Origin of the sequence: Pseudomethylobacillus aquaticus, from assembly GCF_003730115.1 — a bacterium.
GTDB classification, from domain to species: Bacteria; Pseudomonadota; Gammaproteobacteria; order Burkholderiales; family Methylophilaceae; genus Pseudomethylobacillus; species Pseudomethylobacillus aquaticus.
On sequence record NZ_RJVP01000007.1, the window covers coordinates 72,892 to 90,084 of the forward strand.

Consider the following 17,193-nt stretch of genomic DNA (forward strand, 5'->3'; position numbering starts at 1 on the left):
CCGGTTCATCCCCGCGTCTGCGGGGAACACGCGCTCGGAGTGATCGTCAGCCGTGTGTAGCGCGGTTCATCCCCGCGTCTGCGGGGAACACCTCTGCAATGAATACCTGATCGTATGGTGCTGCGGTTCATCCCCGCGTCTGCGGGGAACACCCAGATGGCAATCCTATCGAGCAGAAAAAAAGCGGTTCATCCCCGCGTCTGCGGGGAACACTGCACTGCCCTAGCGGATGATTTCAATATTCACGGTTCATCCCCGCGTCTGCGGGGAACACGCGCCGATGAGGTACGGGAACTCTGGCAGTGCCGGTTCATCCCCGCGTCTGCGGGGAACACGTGAATTGACCCTAGTCCGGGAATCGGATTATCGGTTCATCCCCGCGTCTGCGGGGAACACTACTGTAAAAGAGCACGCGGAATACAAGGGCGCGGTTCATCCCCGCGTCTGCGGGGAACACTGCGCATAGTACCCGTGTCAATCATAGGATTGCGGTTCATCCCCGCGTCTGCGGGGAACACGTTTCTTCCGCGACTCTTCGCTGACCGGCGGCCGGTTCATCCCCGCGTCTGCGGGGAACACCAAATGGCAGAATTGCTGGCGGCCATTATCGGCGGTTCATCCCCGCGTCTGCGGGGAACACAATGATTGTGAGGATTGGATGACTGACTGGAACGGTTCATCCCCGCGTCTGCGGGGAACACAATCGCCCTATTTGCGGTTTGGTTAGACCATCCGGTTCATCCCCGCGTCTGCGGGGAACACTCGGCAATCGGCAGCGTCGCCACTAGCGCTGGCGGTTCATCCCCGCGTCTGCGGGGAACACCACTACCAGCGCGCCAGGCGGAAATCCGTTTTCGGTTCATCCCCGCGTCTGCGGGGAACACGATTGATGACGGTGCGATTCATTTCACACCGCCGGTTCATCCCCGCGTCTGCGGGGAACACTGGAATGGCACAGTACCAGGCTGGTGCATGGACGGTTCATCCCCGCGTCTGCGGGGAACACAATCGCCCTATTTGTCGTTTCATTAACCCATCCGGTTCATCCCCGCGTCTGCGGGGAACACACGTCAGAGTCTATAATCATCCGGTCGCCAGGCGGTTCATCCCCGCGTCTGCGGGGAACACCGGGTGATCGCCAGCTGATTTTTGTTCGGTCTCGGTTCATCCCCGCGTCTGCGGGGAACACGCTGATTGCTCATAGCCTGCGCGTAGCTCAATCGGTTCATCCCCGCGTCTGCGGGGAACACACCCAGGCGAAGAAGTCGCGCTCAGCGTGAGGCGGTTCATCCCCGCGTCTGCGGGGAACACCGTCCCGACCATTTCGAACCCGCGCCCAGTGCCGGTTCATCCCCGCGTCTGCGGGGAACACACGTTTGCCGCCATCAGCAGGTTTAGTCCTGCCGGTTCATCCCCGCGTCTGCGGGGAACACTTGCTGTGGGCAATGTCATCAATGCCGATTCTCGGTTCATCCCCGCGTCTGCGGGGAACACCGCTCAATGCGCTCGCGATCTTCCTGCGACAGCGGTTCATCCCCGCGTCTGCGGGGAACACTCTGGATCTGTGCCGGGCTCGTACTCGTGGCACGGTTCATCCCCGCGTCTGCGGGGAACACAGCCTTGTTTTGAGCCTCTACAATGACAAGGGCGGTTCATCCCCGCGTCTGCGGGGAACACCAGCGCGATGCGCTTGCGGACGCCTCATATCGCGGTTCATCCCCGCGTCTGCGGGGAACACAGCTCGCGGACGTGGTGGACTAGCGGTATTTTCGGTTCATCCCCGCGTCTGCGGGGAACACACCAGTCTCCCTAGAAAGTCGGACAATTTAGGCGGTTCATCCCCGCGTCTGCGGGGAACACTTGTTTGTATTTCATACTTCCTCCAGAAAATCCGGTTCATCCCCGCGTCTGCGGGGAACACTCAGCAGCAGCATCAGACTCTGCCAGATCGCGCGGTTCATCCCCGCGTCTGCGGGGAACACAAAACGAGCAACGTTTCTCAACTTCCTCTAGGCGGTTCATCCCCGCGTCTGCGGGGAACACCCCGACTTCTTGGAAGCCATCTACGGCGACCACGGTTCATCCCCGCGTCTGCGGGGAACACATGGCTTCCAAGAAGTCGGGCAACGTGGACTGCGGTTCATCCCCGCGTCTGCGGGGAACACTCTTTGTATAAATCCCCTGTGCTAGTAACGGACGGTTCATCCCCGCGTCTGCGGGGAACACGATGGCGGGTGACAACCTGATAAAGCTCGCGGCGGTTCATCCCCGCGTCTGCGGGGAACACGCCGCCTCAATATCAGCGTCCATCTGCTCAATCGGTTCATCCCCGCGTCTGCGGGGAACACATCGACGACGTGCCAGTGATGCCAGAATCAATCGGTTCATCCCCGCGTCTGCGGGGAACACGCCATCGCGCGGTAACCGGCATCGCTGAAGGCCGGTTCATCCCCGCGTCTGCGGGGAACACGTCATTGGCAGCGCGAAGGTGCGGGGCGTTAGCGGTTCATCCCCGCGTCTGCGGGGAACACTACTTGTCCACGATGTAGGCGGCGGTGCGCGTCGGTTCATCCCCGCGTCTGCGGGGAACACTCTGTCGTCCAGCCGGTGAAGCCCTGCCACCACGGTTCATCCCCGCGTCTGCGGGGAACACCAGGACTGCGCCCGGCGCGCCAGCACCACCGGCGGTTCATCCCCGCGTCTGCGGGGAACACGGCGGGCAGATCGTCCACCGCGAGAACAAGACCGGTTCATCCCCGCGTCTGCGGGGAACACGCCGTGCCAGTGGTGGTTCGCCTCCAGGGCGGCGGTTCATCCCCGCGTCTGCGGGGAACACCCTGGCTGCGCCTAAAAACAACGGCATGAAGCCGGTTCATCCCCGCGTCTGCGGGGAACACTAGGATGACAGCGCCATCGCGCCGAATATTAGCGGTTCATCCCCGCGTCTGCGGGGAACACCGGCCCCTGGACCATCACGTCATACAGTCCGCCGGTTCATCCCCGCGTCTGCGGGGAACACATCGCCTGCACCCGCGCCCGCGAGAAAACCGACGGTTCATCCCCGCGTCTGCGGGGAACACACTTCTTCTATCTCACTGAATTATTAATAAAATTCAGCACTTAAAAATTCTACCGAATTTTTAAAGATCGTTATCTCCCTCCACAGGAAGAAAAGAAACTAATTTTGCACCATCCAATTCCACCGGAATTCGTCTGTTTTTTCCAAGCGTAACAAAATCAAAACCGGCTTCGTTATTACTTCTCCAAGCCATAACGGCGTTTCCATCTTCCAAGCCATTTTCAACTTGGTTCCAAATATGTTCCCTAACCTTGGCCGAGTAGTTCCCTACATAAACACCGGCCCGAATTTCCAGCAGCCAGATGGCCATTCGCCCCCTTAATCTGGGTGGAGCATTTTCAAGCACGATGACCAGCATCACCCAAGCTTTCTGGATTAGGAATAGCCGGAGGTACGGACTCTTCCGGCGGCACAGGCGGAACAACTTCTCCGGCAGCCAGCATTTCTTCAATGCCTGGAATAATTCGCTCCAACAATCTGCTTTCGCGGAAAATGTCTCGGCAGGCGATGCGGACCTGCTGTTCTGGATTGATGGGCTTTCTGGCTGCAATTCTGAATGCTACCGGCACTACAGTCTCAAACTTGTAGACATCCGCCACATCGTAAACAAAAGACAACGGTTTACCGGTGTGAATAAAGCCGATTGCTGGAGCATACCCTGCTGCCAGCACTGCAGCCTCGGTCACTCCATAAAGGCAAGCAGTGGCTGCGCTCAGGCAGCGATTAGGGATGTCTGCCTTATCCCAATCGCTGGTATCGTAATTACGTGCTTTCCATTCCACACCATATTTTTTGGCTATCAGCTTATAAGTTTCGCGCACGCGAGCCCCTTCAATGCCACGCAACTGCTCAACGCTGCGTCTTGCAGGAGGCTCTTCTCCAAAACGCATGGCATACATCTTACGCACAACCTTGAGACGCAATTTTTCGTCTAGGGCGAGCATGGCTTGGTAGAGTAATCGATCCGCTCTGGCACCGCCCGGTTGCCCAGATGAGTACAAACGCACGCCGGCCTCCCCCACCCATACCAGCAAAGTACCAACTCGCGCAGCCAAAGCCGCCGCTGCGTGAGAAACTCGCGTGCCAGGCTCCAACATCAGGCAGACAACACCGCCCACTGGAATATGTGTCCGCACACCAGTTTTATCGACCACAACAAACGCGCCATCCAGCACATCAAGGTGGCCCTTTTCAATAAACAAGATAGAAAGCCTGTCCTTGATTGGAATAGGCTTGAGCGGTGGTAATAGATCAGCCATTTTCCACCTATCTAATTCTGTTGACAGTGATCGCTTTCATGTCATTAGCTATCAAAGGCTAATGACATTATTCGATGCGACGTACTAGGAAAAGACCACAGCCAAAAGCTTTTGCAGTGCCAATCCCATTTTCCAGCAATCGTGTCAGCCCCTTTGGATTGTCTACCCTGATCACGCCTTCAAAAGTACATGTCACCAGCTTGCCAATATGCTTACCTTTGCGAAAATATAGCGGTGGGTGTGGCAGGATGTTTACACTTTCCAGCATGGCTATAGTGCCTAATTTACGTACCAGCCAGTCACGTTGAGCGTCTTCCTTGATAAGAGGGACACGGCATTTTTCTGATTGTTTGCCAGGCTTAGTATCACGATAGGTGTCTGTAATGGTTTTTACTGGATTAGCCGTAAGCACAAATGCCAATCGCTGCCCTGCAGTTGGGGCAGGCTGGATTTCACGACTGGCGAGCAATTGCAAACCGTCGTCTCGAACTGGAGCTTGGCGTGACTGCACGAGCAGTCGGGCCGGGCGACCTGTGCTTTGGTCTTCTATACGGAACAGGAACCCTTGCCGAGCCTCTTCACCATTGCTACGAGTTTCGCGCTCTTCACCGGGGAATAAGCGCCAGACTTGCCGGTGGATCTCGTAGGGGTTGCGCGCAGCCTCCCAAGGAATTTCTACACGGCTTATGAACATAGCACTCCCCTATGAAGATAGACAAGCCGTGTGCCAAACTGACGCTTGTTGCTGTGTAAAGGTACGTCACGCAGACGTAAGGCTTGCCCAGACTCCACACTGTCGCTATAAATCAATGCATCTTTAGCGCTGCTTGTCCGCAGTGCTAACACGCCGTCTGCCGCTTCGATTTCGCTATCGAGTAGAGGCCGAGCAGGCGGGCAGGCACGTCGACCCAAAGTAGGGGTATACAGCGGGCGGCGCAATGCGTCAGCGACGACCTCCAGCGTCACTGTCGCGTTGGGCCTCGCACCGACAGCAACGGTGAAAGCAGCATCGAATAGATATTCGCGACGTGACACCACCGGGAATTTGTTCACCTTACCGTCAACTTTGCGCGCGTCCATCACAGTGTGAAAATCCGGCAGTTTCACCCCCGGTTTTTTAATGCGCCGGTTGTGTTCAGGGCGGTCGACAGCGATATCGACGCGCACACTGAATTCCACGCTGGCTGCTAGCGCCGCCTGCTCAGCGTGGTCGCTGCGCTCGATACCAAGGCACGCCGCAAGCAAACCTAACAGGCCACTGCGCGTGGGGTAGAGGTTGGAAGGTCGGAGGTCCTCAAAGGTGTGTGTGCCCCAGGCTTGCATTGGGCCATCCAGCCGCAAGATCAAAAAGCGCGGCATGGTGTTAAGCCTGCCCGTCTTTGACAATCCAGTTTTCCAGATCGGCAAGCTTAGCAACGGTTTTCCCTTCGATCCCGCCTCCTGCTTGTAGAGAGAATGCTCGCACATGTTCGTCTAACCCATATGCCTCATTGATACGTGACCAATAGTCCGCCAACGCGGTGATTGAAGGCTTGAGAAAACCGCCGCTGCGGTCGCGCTTGATCGGCTCTTCAAACGCGTTAGCGAACGAAATCGGCTGATCGGCAAAGCTCGCCACGGCAAAGTCTGCGAGGTTATGCGCGGCGAACGATTGCTGCTTGGCCGACGGTACGACAGTCGCCAGCAGGTGCAGTACATGACGGGCGATGCTTAACGCCTGCGTGCGCGACTCGGAGGTTTCATCGCTCTTCATGTTGGCGATCAGGCCCAGGTTCAACTGCAATTGTTTTAGGTTTAGGCTGGCGTAACGGTAAAACACACCAGAAGAAAACTGCTGGGTATCAAGGTGGCCAGCACCTGTTTCGCCCGCTTCAGTCGTCAGATCGTCCACAGCAGTGAACCAGTCGACGTCCTGCGGCTCGACCGCGTGGGTGGTGATGGCGTGGGCGATGGCCATAGCACCATCGACTGGTAGATTACTCATCAACCCACTGGTCGCCATACGACCAGAGAGGGCAATGTCCACCGCCTGAGCAATCGCTGAGCGGAAGGGCTTGGCGTCCTTCTCGATCTGTTTTTCCAACTTCTTCAAATCCTGACCTTCCTCACCTAGCAGTTCGCAGAAATACGCGACCTCTTCAAGAGTCCATGGAGCAACTGCGTCGCCACCAACTCCCTCGGCAATTCCCTCCTTGCCAGACATCCACTCCAGCGCCTGCGTCACACGCGCCGCGTCATAACGGTCTCTCAGCGCATCGGTGAAGCGAGCCTGTAGCCGGGTCAGGTCACGTGTGCGAACCGAAGGCTCGCCTAGATACGATTCGTAATAGTCGCTTGTGCGCATGGCACGCTTGAGTGACTGACTGGACACCCGCACCCGGTTGACGCCGCCGAACACCGCCGTCTTCTGCATGTTCATGTCATCACGGTTCAGGCACGAAGGGCTATGAGAAATCAAGACGTGGAAATTGATGAAATTTTTAGTAGCCATTATTGATCTCCTTTGGCGGGGGTAAATTGGGCGAGGTAATATTCTTCGACGAGCTGGCGCTTGCTTAGTGGGTTCCAGAACCAGAGTGTTTTTCCGAACTCCGTCCAGTTCACGGCAGGCTCTATATGCGTCAGCAAACGGCGCAGTTGAATCAGATCCAGCGGCGACTGCGCCCGCGCGACCTGCAGCACACGCGCCTCGCTCACTTTGGCCTTGGCGAATTGCGCGCCCAGCGGCTTGGCCTTGGCGTCGTGCTTACAACACGGCAACAGAAACGCGAGCCGCAGGTGTCGGTCGTCCGGCTTCTGGCCGGGGAACAGGCGATACAGGGCGGGACACAACGCGACGGATTCCATATCCGGCAAACGGCGCAACTCGGCACGCGTGCCGTTCGAAAACGCCTCGCTATCAAAGCGCGCCCGTAGCGCGACAAAATCCGGCAGTTCGGCACTCATGCAGTTTCCTCCGTCAGTTTTTTCAGATCGATGTTGAGCGCGCGGCGCGACCAGGCAACCACTGGGATTAGCTCAGGTTTCAGGGTGTAGGGATCAGTCAGCTCTTCAAAAATGGCGCGGCAGTGCTCGGCAATCTGCTGCGCGTAGCGGCGGCGTGCTTCGCCCCATTCCGTGAACGTCGCGTCGCTAGAAAAGGTCTGGTGGATAAGGCTTTCTGTGCGCGCGTAGAACAGCTTCTCGGCGGTTTCATGCACAGCTGCCCCCAGGCCTTTCAAGCCCTTGTCCTTGTTTCCCTGCACGGCGAAATAGAGCTTGCCGCGCAGGGCTTTTTTGGCGTCCTTGCCGATATTGACGAGCTGGGACAGCCGCTGTTCTTTGCCCCAGCCTGGCGCGAGCCCAATCAATTCGTGACGGCGTTCAAGCACTGCAGCCTGATTTGTGCGGTAGCCCCCGACGAGGAGGTTAAGCCTTTCGTCGATGCTTGTCTCGTCAAACTGGCTGACTGGGCTAGCGGGCGAAGAGCCCTCTTTAGCGTCCTTGTCGTTCACCCCGCGCGGGATGACGAACTCGCTCAACAGCGTCCAAGGCGGCGCAGTTGTGGTGAAACTGGCGAAGCGTTGTTCCAGCGCGCCCTTTTTCAGCGTCATGCTCATCGCGCCATGCGGATGCGGCCACACACCTTCGACCGTAAAGTTGAATTTCTCCTTGAGAAATCCACTGTAGCCTGCCGCGGCTTCACCGCCCAGCACGTCACAGGCACGGGATTGTGCAGCCTTAACCAACTCGACGTGCGCAGGCTGCCAGAACAAGCCTCGCATCAGGCCAATCTGGTTCCAGTGAACCGTCGATTTCTCGATGACAGGAGCAACCCAGGTCGGGCGATCCTGTGCCGGGCCGGATACGTCGATCTGCCGTTTTTCCACGCGCGGGCGTGTCAGCACATTGCGCCAGACCATGCGACGTAAATCGCGGTCGAACACCAGCGTGGTGATCGGTGCGCCACCGCGCAGGCTGCCTTTGAAACCGCCGCCAAAGCTGGGGCAGTTACTCGCCTGATTGAACAAGGCAATCGCCGCGACCGACCCGCCGAGATGGCCGACTTCGCCCGCCTCGTTGAAAAATGCGTGGTTGTTGCCTTCTGGCAAACCGATCAGCATTTTCTGGATAGGTGTGATTTCCGCAGCCTTGACGCCGCGCGTTTGCATGAAAGGCTGGGTGGGGTGATCGAGGTCGAACCAATCGAGAAAAGGCGCAATGCCCGCATCGAAATCAGCTTGCGGCAATGGCGCTGCGAGGCGACTACGGAAGACCGCGTCATCGTCCGGCAGAAAAATCACCTGCGTCATGCACACCAGCAATTGCAGACAGGCCAGCTCCAGATCGTCGCGCGGCAAGCTAATCTGCCAATGCTGGCCAGGCTCGCAGAGCAGATCGCGGTAGGTCAGTAGCCGGAATGCGCCTGCACCATCATTGGCACGCACAGGGATCCATGCTTCGTTATCTCCAAGCAAATTCAAGGCTTTCCTCCCAATACCCAGATGGCGACAATTGCCACCATGCAGACCGCCAAGACAGCCACTACGGCTATGCCAGCAGACACCATCTCGTTGATTGTTTTAATCAAATCCATCAACGCATTCAAAAAATCGACCATGCCGCATCCCATCAGGCTCAAGCGATGACTCATCATAGAGTGGTGGGTATATCATGTAAATAATTTGTGAAAGCATGCTAGTGTTTTCAACTGTATTTTTAATTAAACTCTGCTTTGTCAGCAGCTTTTAGTGTTGGCCAACTTGTTCCCGCGTTGGTTAAGTAGTTTGTGGGATGAACCGCATGCCAGTGTGTTATTGCGTTATACGGCAAATTGTTCCCTACGCTAGTAGGGGGTTATTCAGGCGGGGGCTTCCCTGCCTGAATTTTTTCGAGACCGAAATCCTGTGAATAGGCAAAGCGCTTGTCCAGGGTCTGCCAGACGCCCGGTGCGGTTTCTGATACGACAAGCTGTCGCACACCGGCAAACGGGCCTTCTGTTTCCATGCTGCAGTGGTGGAGCAACTTGGTCCAACTGGCTGGTGCAGGAACAGTATCCAAGTTGAGCGCTTCAGCCAGCTCGTGCTCTGAAATAGCGTTGATGCGTCGCCCGTCAACCAGGCATCCATCTGCAGTCAGCAGCAGCACGGCAAGGCTCATTTCGCCGTCGCGGGTGAGGCTGGTGATGCGCCCATCTTCGTCGCGGAAACTCGCAACCGTCATACTGGTCAGCTGCAGTGCATCCTTTTCACGACGTAGTTGTTCCGAGCTGAACTTGGTGAAATCGCAAGCGATTCTTTCGGGCTCATTGGGCCAGTCGTCATGCTGATAAACCTGTTCGAGATAGTCACGGTAGGCCTCGGGAAACACCAGTGAGCCCTGTCCGCTCAGCAGCTCATCCGTGCGCCACAGTACGCGCGCATTGCCATAGATCAGTTCGAACACGCCGTAATCATCGCGCTCCACGGTCAACACAGTGCAGCGTGGTGTTTCGAAACCTGGCGGGCGGTGTTCGCGTTGATGACGGTGCAACCGACCGAGGCGCTGGAATAGCAAATCGACCGGGCATATCTGGGTAATCAGCCAGTCGAAATCGAGATCGAGACTTTGCTCGACGACTTGCGTGGCGACCAGAATCCGACCTGCCGTGCGCGAGGCCTGGCGGCCGTAGTGAGTGAGAGCAGCGACTTCCTTATCCTGACGGTCAGTGAAGCGGTAGCGAGCATGAAACAGATCAACTTCGACTTCGGGACATTCGCGTACGCGTTCGCGCAATGCACGCGCCAGCCGCTGAGCGTCATCGACCAAATTGACGACGACGGCGACGAGCGCCCCAACCTTAGCTGCAGCAACGATGCGAGCTTGCAAGCCTTCATCCGGATAGGCTGCGGCCAGCCGGAGACATTCCTTGTCGACTTCGCGGCGCGGTGGTCGGTGTTCATATGCCACGGTCAGCGGCACGGTAGCGCCACCGGTAGCGTGCCAGAGCGCGGGATAAGGTGTATCAGCTTCGTGAACCGCATGCGAACTCCATGCAGCCAGCAGCTTGTCACGGAGCAAGGTGGTGAGCGTGGCAGAAAGCAGCACGGCACTGCCGCCACAGGCCTGCTGATTTTTGAGCACCTCACCAAGCAAACCATACATGTAAGCGTCATAGGCGTGCACTTCGTCGACAATAAGTACCGATTTGTTAAGGCCGAAGCCACGCACGAATTTGTGCCGCACCGGCAATACCGAAAGCAGAACCTGATCGACGGTGCAGACGCCGACTTGCCCAAGGAAAACCCGCTTGCGGCTGCTGGCGAGCCAGGCGGCACATTGGACACTGGCTTCGATGTCACCTTGCCGAGTGCGGCGCTGGCCGCGTTCAACAAGCTGCTGGAACCCTGTATTGAAGTCGCGCTTGCCATGCGCAAGCACGACGTTGGCTTGTCCGTAGAGCTTCGCAGCGAAAGCTTCCACGCGGTCGAACATGGCATTGGCGGTAGCTTGCGTCGGCAGGGCGAAGACAATACTGTCGGCCACGCCCGCCGCAAGCAATCGCCAAGCATACGCTAGCGCGGCCTCCGTCTTACCGCTGCCGGTGGGCGCTTCGATGAGCGTCAGGCCAGGTACAGAGGGCAGGATATCAATCTGCGTCTGCACACCACGCGGGGCTTCGTCGTTAGCGAGCAAGGCCATCAATCCGGCATAGTCATGCACGGATGCGAGCAAGCCGTAGCGGCTCAGCATCCGCCTCGATTCGATCTGTGCCAGCCGTTCGCGCAGGTAATCTTCCAGCGCCACGTCAGGAGTACGGTAATCGAATTCATCGATATTCGATCCCAGCCAGTCGCAGCTCGCGCAAAAGCCAGCCAACAGGGCGCGAGCGGGGAGCGAACAAACCGGCGGAAGGTCTTGCAGGGTCAAGCCAACTGGCTGGAGAAACAGGGCTTCAAGTGCGGTGACAAGGCCGTGCCGGGCGATGCGGTCGCGGTCGATCAGCGCTTCGTCGGCTTCGATGTCGGCCAGACCCTCAAAATAGGGCTTGGGAAAGTCACCATGGTGCCCGGTCACAGCTGCTAGCCAGCTTCCCCAGTGCGACCAAACGGAATGATCGGCATCGGTCGTTGCCAGCCAGGCTTTGTACTCACGCGCTGCCCACGCCATCCCTGCGTGACCATGGTCAAATGTGCTGATTTCCTGTTGCGATATCTCGTGATCGACTCCCTTAATAATGTCGCGCCAAGCTACAACCGCTACTGCGATTGCCTTGAGCTGAAATCGGAGGTCGGCCTTGCCAAGATCGTGCAATGCGACAAAAAACAATATCCAGGCACGCAACTTTTGCGACCAACTTTCACCGTAAGCAGCCGAAAAATTCTGCTGTAAAGCGGGGCTTTTATCCATCCATATTGCAGCAACAGCTGCCACATCCAGGCAGTGATAAGGCAACGGGTGCCATTTTGGATTACCGGGGTATTTATCGTCTGCTTTTCCCCAATAAGCCATACAAAGTTGTATTAACGAATCAGAATGAATGATCTTCAAAGCCTTTCCCCCAATCATCACTAGCTTTTGATACGGTCATTATTGTTAAGCACCTTAAGCCATTTCTGGCTCATAGAGTGAGCCAGCTAATTCAGCATTTGAATTACCACCACCAATGACTGATACCAATACATTCTGGGGATATTAGCCTTTAGTGCACATCACCCGTTCGCGGGATTTCCGTCGATTACCCATTGTCTAGCGCTTGGTATGTTGCAATTGAAGATACAGCCCAAGCGCTTTTTCGTCCCAAGATAATTGTTGGATATGGTTAGAATTCCATTGCCTCTTGATACCAACCGGTTTGCGCTATAATTCAATGACTAGAAACCGGCCTTCAGAACCGACCCTTGATGATCAAAAAACTGCTGCAACGCGTTTTCCGCAAGCCCGCACCGACCAGCCGCAAAGCGAGTAATGACAGCGCCGTACTGCGCATCCCGTTCAAACAGCATCAGATCCAGCGTCAGCTGCTCAGTCCCGCCGCCTTAAAAACCATCGAAGGCCTGCAAAAAGCCGGCTTTGAAGCCTATGTGGTCGGCGGTGCCGTGCGCGACCTGCTGCTTAAGCAACGCCCCAAGGATTTCGATGTGGCCACCAATGCCACGCCGGAGCAGGTGCATCGCGTGTTCCGGCGTTCGCGCATCATCGGCCGCCGCTTCCGCCTGGTACATGTGATGTTCGGGGACGAAACAGTGGAAGTGTCCACCTTCCGCGGCAGCCACCTCGGTGATGACGGCGATGCCAAGATCGCCGATAGCGGTCGTATCCTGCGTGACAACGTGTTCGGCAGCCATGAAGAAGATGCGGTGCGCCGCGATTTCACGGCCAATGCGCTGTATTACAACCCGGCCAATGAAGAGATCATCGACTTCCATCACGGTGTTGCTGACATCCGCGCCGGGGTGCTGCGCATGATAGGTGACCCGGTCACGCGCTACCGCGAAGATCCGGTGCGCATGCTGCGCGCTGTGCGCCTCTCCGCCAAGTTGGGCCTCAAGCTGGACACCGACACCGAAGCGCCCATCCCCGAGCTGGCCGATGCCTTGAAAGATGTGCCGGAATCGCGCCTGTTCGATGAGATGCTGAAGCTGTTCTTGTCCGGGCATGCACTGGAAAGTGCGCATGCGCTGCGTCAGCACGGCCTGCACCATGGCTTGCTGCCCCTGCTGGACGTGGTACTGGAACAGCCGATGGGCGCGCGCTTCGTCACGCTGGCGCTGCAGAACACCGATGAACGCGTGCTGGCAGACAAGCCGGTATCGCCGGCCTTCCTGTTCGCCACCCTGCTCTGGCACGAAGTGCTGGCTGCCTGGCAAAAGTACGAGAACCTGGGTGAACGCAGCATCCCGGCACTGCATCTGGCCATGACCGATGTTTGCGACCAGCAGGCAGAAAAGCTCGCCATCCACAAACGTTTCAGCAGCACCATGAAGGAGATCTGGGGCTTGCAGCCACGCTTCGAACAGCGTGCGGGCAAGCGTCCGTTCAGCCTCATCGAACACCCGCGTTACCGCGCCGGGTATGACTTTCTGTTACTGCGTTGCGCCTCGGGCGAGTTGCCAGAAGAGCTGGGGGAATGGTGGACGGACTTCGCTGAAGCCAATGGCGAGGCGCGTCAGGCCATGTTGCAGCCAGACACCGAACCACGTAAACGCCCACGGCGCAGGCGCAGAAAACCAGCCGCCAGCGCAGGCGCATGAGCCAAGCCTTCGTTGCACTGGGCAGCAACCTGCATCACCCGGATGATCAGGTGCAGCGTGCCCTGGATGAACTGGCAGCCCTGCCGCAAACACGTCTGGTAAAAGCGTCCTCCCTGTACCGCACCGCTGCGCTGGGCGTCGCCAATCAGCCGCATCCGGAATTCCCGGATTTCATCAATGCGGTCGCCGAACTGGATACCGGGCTCGCAGCGCAGGATCTGCTGGCAGCGCTATTGGGCATCGAGGCAAAACATGGTCGTGAACGTCCGTTCGCCAATGCCCCGCGTGTACTGGATCTGGATTTGCTGCTGTACGACGAGCTGGTGCTGGATACAGCCACATTAACGTTGCCGCATCCACGCATGCATGAACGCGGTTTTGTGATGCTGCCTCTGGCCGAGATCGCCCCACAGCGCCGTGTAGGCCAACATGGCACGGCCAGCGCACTGGCAGCGGCCTGTGCCGATCAAGGCGTGCAACGCCTGCAGGCAGAAAGTTGAATTTATGCAATTGATGGAAAGATTCCCGTATATCGTCGTGGAAGGCCCGATCGGCAGCGGCAAGACCACGCTCGCCCGCAAACTGGCCGACCGTTATAACGCGCAGCTATTGGTGGAACAGGCCGAAGCCAACCCTTTCCTGACCCGCTTCTATCAGGAGCCGGGGCGCTATGCACTGCAGACCCAGCTGTTCTTTCTGTTCCAGCGCGCCAACCAGCTGCGTGAACTGGCCCAGCGCGACTTGTTCGGGGCCGCTACGGTCGCCGACTTCTTCCTGGAAAAAGACCCGCTGTTCGCGCGCATCACGCTGGATAATCAGGAATTCCAGTTGTATCGGCAGATCTTCCAGCACTTGCAAGTGCAAGCACCGGCGCCGGATCTGGTGATCTACCTGCAAACCCCGCTAGATGCGCTGCAAGAGCGCGTGCAACAACGCAATATCAGCTACGAACAGAACATCTCGCGTGACTATCTGCACAAGCTGTCGGACGTCTACAGCGAGTTCTTTCACCAATATGACGCCGCGCCGCTGCTCATCGTCAACAATGACAAACTCAACATCGCCACCGAAGAAGCTTCGCTGACGCTGCTGATTGAACGTATCATGCAGATGCGCGGCCGCCGCGAATTTTTCAATCCCAATCTGCAATGACCACATTACATTCCCTGCAACAGATGGTGAGCCGTGGCGAGAAGATCGCCACACTGACCTGCTATGACGCCAGTTTCGCGCGCCTGTGCGCTCAGGCTGGCGTGGACGTGCTGCTGGTCGGTGACTCACTGGGCATGGTGCTGCAAGGCGCAAACAGCACGCTCGCCGTCACGCTGCATGACATGCTGTATCACACGCGCTGCGTGGCACCTGCCGCCGCAGGCTGCTGGATCATCGCGGACATGCCGTTCGGCAGCTATCAGCAAAGCCCGGAGCAAGCCATGCGCAATGCCGCACGTCTGATGGCGGCTGGTGCGCACATGGTCAAGCTCGAAGGCGGCAGCGCCATGGTCGAAACGGTGCGTTTCCTGGTCGAACGCGGCATCCCGGTTTGTGGCCATCTGGGCCTCACGCCGCAATCCGTGCATCAGCTGGGCGGCTATCGCGTGCAAGGCAAACAGGCGGAACAGGCACAGCAACTGCTGGACGATGCACAAGGCCTCAGCGACGCCGGTGCCAGCATGCTGGTGCTGGAAATGGTGCCGTCCGCACTGGCTGCCACACTCACACAACAGACCGGGCTTGCCACCATAGGCATAGGCGCCGGGCCGGATTGCAGCGGCCAGGTACTGGTGCTGCACGACATGCTGGGCGCGTACAGCAACGGCAAACCGGACTACAAAGCACCGCGCTTCGTGCGCAACTTCATGCACGGCAGTGACAGCATACAGACGGCACTGAGCCGTTATGTGGCGGCCGTCAAGGATGGCAGCTTCCCGGCTGCCGAGCACTGCTTCTAATCCCGCCCCTGCAGGCAAGCACCATGCATATCGTCCACACCATCGCCGCGCTTTGGCAAGTACTCGAAACTGCGGAATCCATTGCGCTGGTACCCACCATGGGCAACCTGCATGACGGGCATCTGAAACTGGTGGAAACCGCGCGTGAATACGCGGACTGCGTGGTGGTGAGCATCTACGTCAATCCGCTGCAATTCGGCGTCAATGAAGACCTGGCACGCTACCCGCGTACCTTGGAGCAGGATTGCCAGAAGCTGCGGGAGGCCGGAGCAAGCGTGGTGTTCGCACCGCTGGATAGCGAGATGTACCCAAGCCCGCAAACCATGACCCTACAGCCCGGCCCGGTCGCGGACATCCTGTGTGGCGCAAGTCGGCCCGGCCATTTCAGCGGCGTGGCGACTGTGGTGCTCAAGCTGTTCAATCTGGTGCAGCCGGATGTGGCCGTGTTCGGCAAAAAGGATTACCAACAACTGCTGGTCATCCGCCAACTGGTGCAGCAGTTCAACCTGCCTATCCAGATCGTCGGCGTGGATACCGTGCGCACGGCGACCGGCCTGGCCATGAGCTCGCGCAACGGCTACCTGAGTGCGGCACAACTGGAGGCCGCCCGGCAACTGTACGCGGCGCTACAGCAACTGGTACGGTCTGTGCATGCTGGTGAACAGGATGTGGCTCTGGCACAGCAGGCGGCGCTGCAGTCACTGTCCACACAAGGCTGGCAGATGGACTATGTGGAAGTGCGCAGACAGCAGGACCTGGGGGTAATCAGCGCTGAAGATCGTGCGCTGGTGGTGCTGGCGGCAGGCAAACTGGGCAGCACGCGCCTCATCGACAATATCGAATTCGAGCTGGCCTGAGCCGCTCATTGATAAGCGCTGATTTATTCAGACGCCGGTTTACTTTATAATCACGACCTTACTGTTAAAACGACACGACGCTCATGCAGAGAACAATGCTCAAATCCAAGTTGCACCGCGTGCGCACCACGCATTCGGAGTTGGACTATGAAGGCTCCTGCGCCATCGACGAAGCCTTGCTGGAAGCCGCGGACATCCGCGAATACCAGCAGATCGACATCTACAACATCAACAATGGTGAGCGTTTCACCACCTACGCCATTCGTGCACAGCGCAATTCCGGCATCATTTCGGTCAATGGCGCTGCCGCACGCAAGGTGAGCCCCGGCGATCTGCTGATCATTGCCAGCTTTGCCACCTACTCCGAACTGGAACTTGAAAAATTCAACCCTCAACTGATTTACGTGGACAACCTCAACCGCATCAAGGATCAACGCCAGGCCATTCCGGTGCAGGCAGCCTGATGCTGGACCTCGAACAACTCAAGCTGGCCGTCATCGACGCGCTGGAAGACATCAAGGCATTCGACATCACCACCATGGACGTGCGCAAGCTGACCTCCATGACCAGCTACATGATCGTCGCCAGCGCCAATTCCACACGCCAGGCAAAAGCCATCGCCGATAATGTGCGTGAAAAGATGCGTGACAACGGCATCCCGCTGCGTGGCACCGAAGGTGAAAAAGACGGCGAATGGGTGCTGGTCGACCTGGGCGATATCGTCGTGCATGTCATGATCCCCAGTGCGCGTGCCTATTACAATCTGGAACAGCTGTGGGGCGCGACCGAAAGCCGCCGCAACCCACCACCTCAGGCCATCGCCTAACTCCGCAC

The 17,193-nt window shown here is 57.8% G+C and carries 16 protein-coding genes and 1 CRISPR repeat array (1 of these 17 only partly in view); of the genes, 7 read left to right on the top strand and 9 right to left on the bottom strand.

The annotated features are described in order from the left end of the window. A CRISPR array of direct repeats spans positions 1 to 3,080; the repeat unit is 29 nt; unit sequence CGGTTCATCCCCGCGTCTGCGGGGAACAC (it extends 2,197 nt beyond the left edge of the window). A gap of 60 nt (positions 3,081 to 3,140) precedes the next feature. From cas2e to cas3, 9 genes are all read right to left on the bottom strand, one after another. Beyond that, entirely contained in the window at positions 3,141 to 3,437 is a 297-nt protein-coding gene (gene cas2e / locus ED236_RS11355) for a type I-E CRISPR-associated endoribonuclease Cas2e (protein WP_123238102.1), read from the bottom strand. Continuing rightward, positions 3,418 to 4,338, bottom strand: coding sequence for a type I-E CRISPR-associated endonuclease Cas1e (gene cas1e, locus ED236_RS11360; RefSeq protein WP_123238103.1), 921 nt, complete (start codon positions 4,336 to 4,338; stop codon positions 3,418 to 3,420). Before cas1e ends, cas2e begins: the two co-directional genes overlap by 20 nt. A 67-nt stretch (positions 4,339 to 4,405) precedes the next feature. Then, the gene (cas6e, locus tag ED236_RS11365) at positions 4,406 to 5,032 is read right to left on the bottom strand and encodes a type I-E CRISPR-associated protein Cas6/Cse3/CasE (protein ID WP_123238104.1); all 627 of its coding nucleotides are present in this window, start codon (positions 5,030 to 5,032) and stop codon (positions 4,406 to 4,408) included. Further along, positions 5,023 to 5,805 (bottom strand): type I-E CRISPR-associated protein Cas5/CasD, encoded by a 783-nt coding sequence (gene cas5e, locus ED236_RS11370; RefSeq protein WP_338053178.1) that lies wholly within the window; start codon positions 5,803 to 5,805, stop codon positions 5,023 to 5,025. The genes cas6e and cas5e overlap by 10 nt, the downstream gene beginning before the upstream one ends. After that, the gene (gene cas7e, locus ED236_RS11375; protein ID WP_123238106.1) at positions 5,702 to 6,829 is read right to left on the bottom strand and encodes a type I-E CRISPR-associated protein Cas7/Cse4/CasC; all 1,128 of its coding nucleotides are present in this window, start codon (positions 6,827 to 6,829) and stop codon (positions 5,702 to 5,704) included. The genes cas5e and cas7e overlap by 104 nt, the downstream gene beginning before the upstream one ends. Next, on the bottom strand, positions 6,829 to 7,284 hold the full coding sequence (gene casB / locus ED236_RS11380; RefSeq protein ID WP_123238107.1) for a type I-E CRISPR-associated protein Cse2/CasB: 456 nt from the start codon (positions 7,282 to 7,284) through the stop codon (positions 6,829 to 6,831). Before casB ends, cas7e begins: the two co-directional genes overlap by 1 nt. After that, positions 7,281 to 8,801: a type I-E CRISPR-associated protein Cse1/CasA gene (gene casA, locus ED236_RS11385; protein WP_205125684.1), complete on the bottom strand. Its 1,521-nt coding sequence runs from the start codon at positions 8,799 to 8,801 to the stop codon at positions 7,281 to 7,283. Before casA ends, casB begins: the two co-directional genes overlap by 4 nt. After that, a complete protein-coding gene (locus tag ED236_RS12475) occupies positions 8,798 to 8,959 on the bottom strand; it encodes a hypothetical protein (protein WP_155522424.1) in 162 nt (53 codons plus the stop codon). The genes casA and ED236_RS12475 overlap by 4 nt, the downstream gene beginning before the upstream one ends. Positions 8,960 to 9,174: 215 nt before the next feature. Continuing rightward, positions 9,175 to 11,865, bottom strand: a complete 2,691-nt coding sequence (gene cas3 / locus ED236_RS11390) for a CRISPR-associated helicase/endonuclease Cas3 (protein WP_338053179.1) — start codon at positions 11,863 to 11,865, stop codon at positions 9,175 to 9,177. A gap of 335 nt (positions 11,866 to 12,200) precedes the next feature. On the opposite strand from cas3, the gene pcnB reads away from it, so the two are divergent. The 7 genes from pcnB (at position 12,201) to rsfS (ending at position 17,185) form a co-directional block, all read left to right on the top strand. After that, complete coding sequence (gene pcnB, locus ED236_RS11395; protein ID WP_123238110.1) at positions 12,201 to 13,550, top strand: polynucleotide adenylyltransferase PcnB; 1,350 nt, start codon at positions 12,201 to 12,203, stop codon at positions 13,548 to 13,550. Beyond that, positions 13,547 to 14,050, top strand: coding sequence for a 2-amino-4-hydroxy-6-hydroxymethyldihydropteridine diphosphokinase (folK, locus tag ED236_RS11400; protein WP_123238111.1), 504 nt, complete (start codon positions 13,547 to 13,549; stop codon positions 14,048 to 14,050). Before pcnB ends, folK begins: the two co-directional genes overlap by 4 nt. Before the next feature lie 4 nt (positions 14,051 to 14,054). Then, on the top strand, positions 14,055 to 14,702 hold the full coding sequence (locus ED236_RS11405) for a deoxynucleoside kinase (protein WP_123238112.1): 648 nt from the start codon (positions 14,055 to 14,057) through the stop codon (positions 14,700 to 14,702). Next, on the top strand, positions 14,699 to 15,502 hold the full coding sequence (gene panB, locus ED236_RS11410) for a 3-methyl-2-oxobutanoate hydroxymethyltransferase (protein WP_123238113.1): 804 nt from the start codon (positions 14,699 to 14,701) through the stop codon (positions 15,500 to 15,502). The genes ED236_RS11405 and panB overlap by 4 nt, the downstream gene beginning before the upstream one ends. A gap of 23 nt (positions 15,503 to 15,525) precedes the next feature. Continuing rightward, positions 15,526 to 16,359 carry a pantoate--beta-alanine ligase gene (gene panC / locus ED236_RS11415; protein ID WP_123238114.1) on the top strand — a complete coding sequence of 278 codons (834 nt, stop codon included), beginning with the start codon at positions 15,526 to 15,528 and terminating at the stop codon, positions 16,357 to 16,359. 83 nt (positions 16,360 to 16,442) lie between these two features. Continuing rightward, on the top strand, positions 16,443 to 16,823 hold the full coding sequence (gene panD, locus ED236_RS11420) for an aspartate 1-decarboxylase (RefSeq protein WP_123238115.1): 381 nt from the start codon (positions 16,443 to 16,445) through the stop codon (positions 16,821 to 16,823). Continuing rightward, a complete protein-coding gene (gene rsfS, locus ED236_RS11425) occupies positions 16,823 to 17,185 on the top strand; it encodes a ribosome silencing factor (RefSeq protein WP_123238116.1) in 363 nt (120 codons plus the stop codon). Before panD ends, rsfS begins: the two co-directional genes overlap by 1 nt. Positions 17,186 to 17,193: the final 8 nt, after the last annotated feature.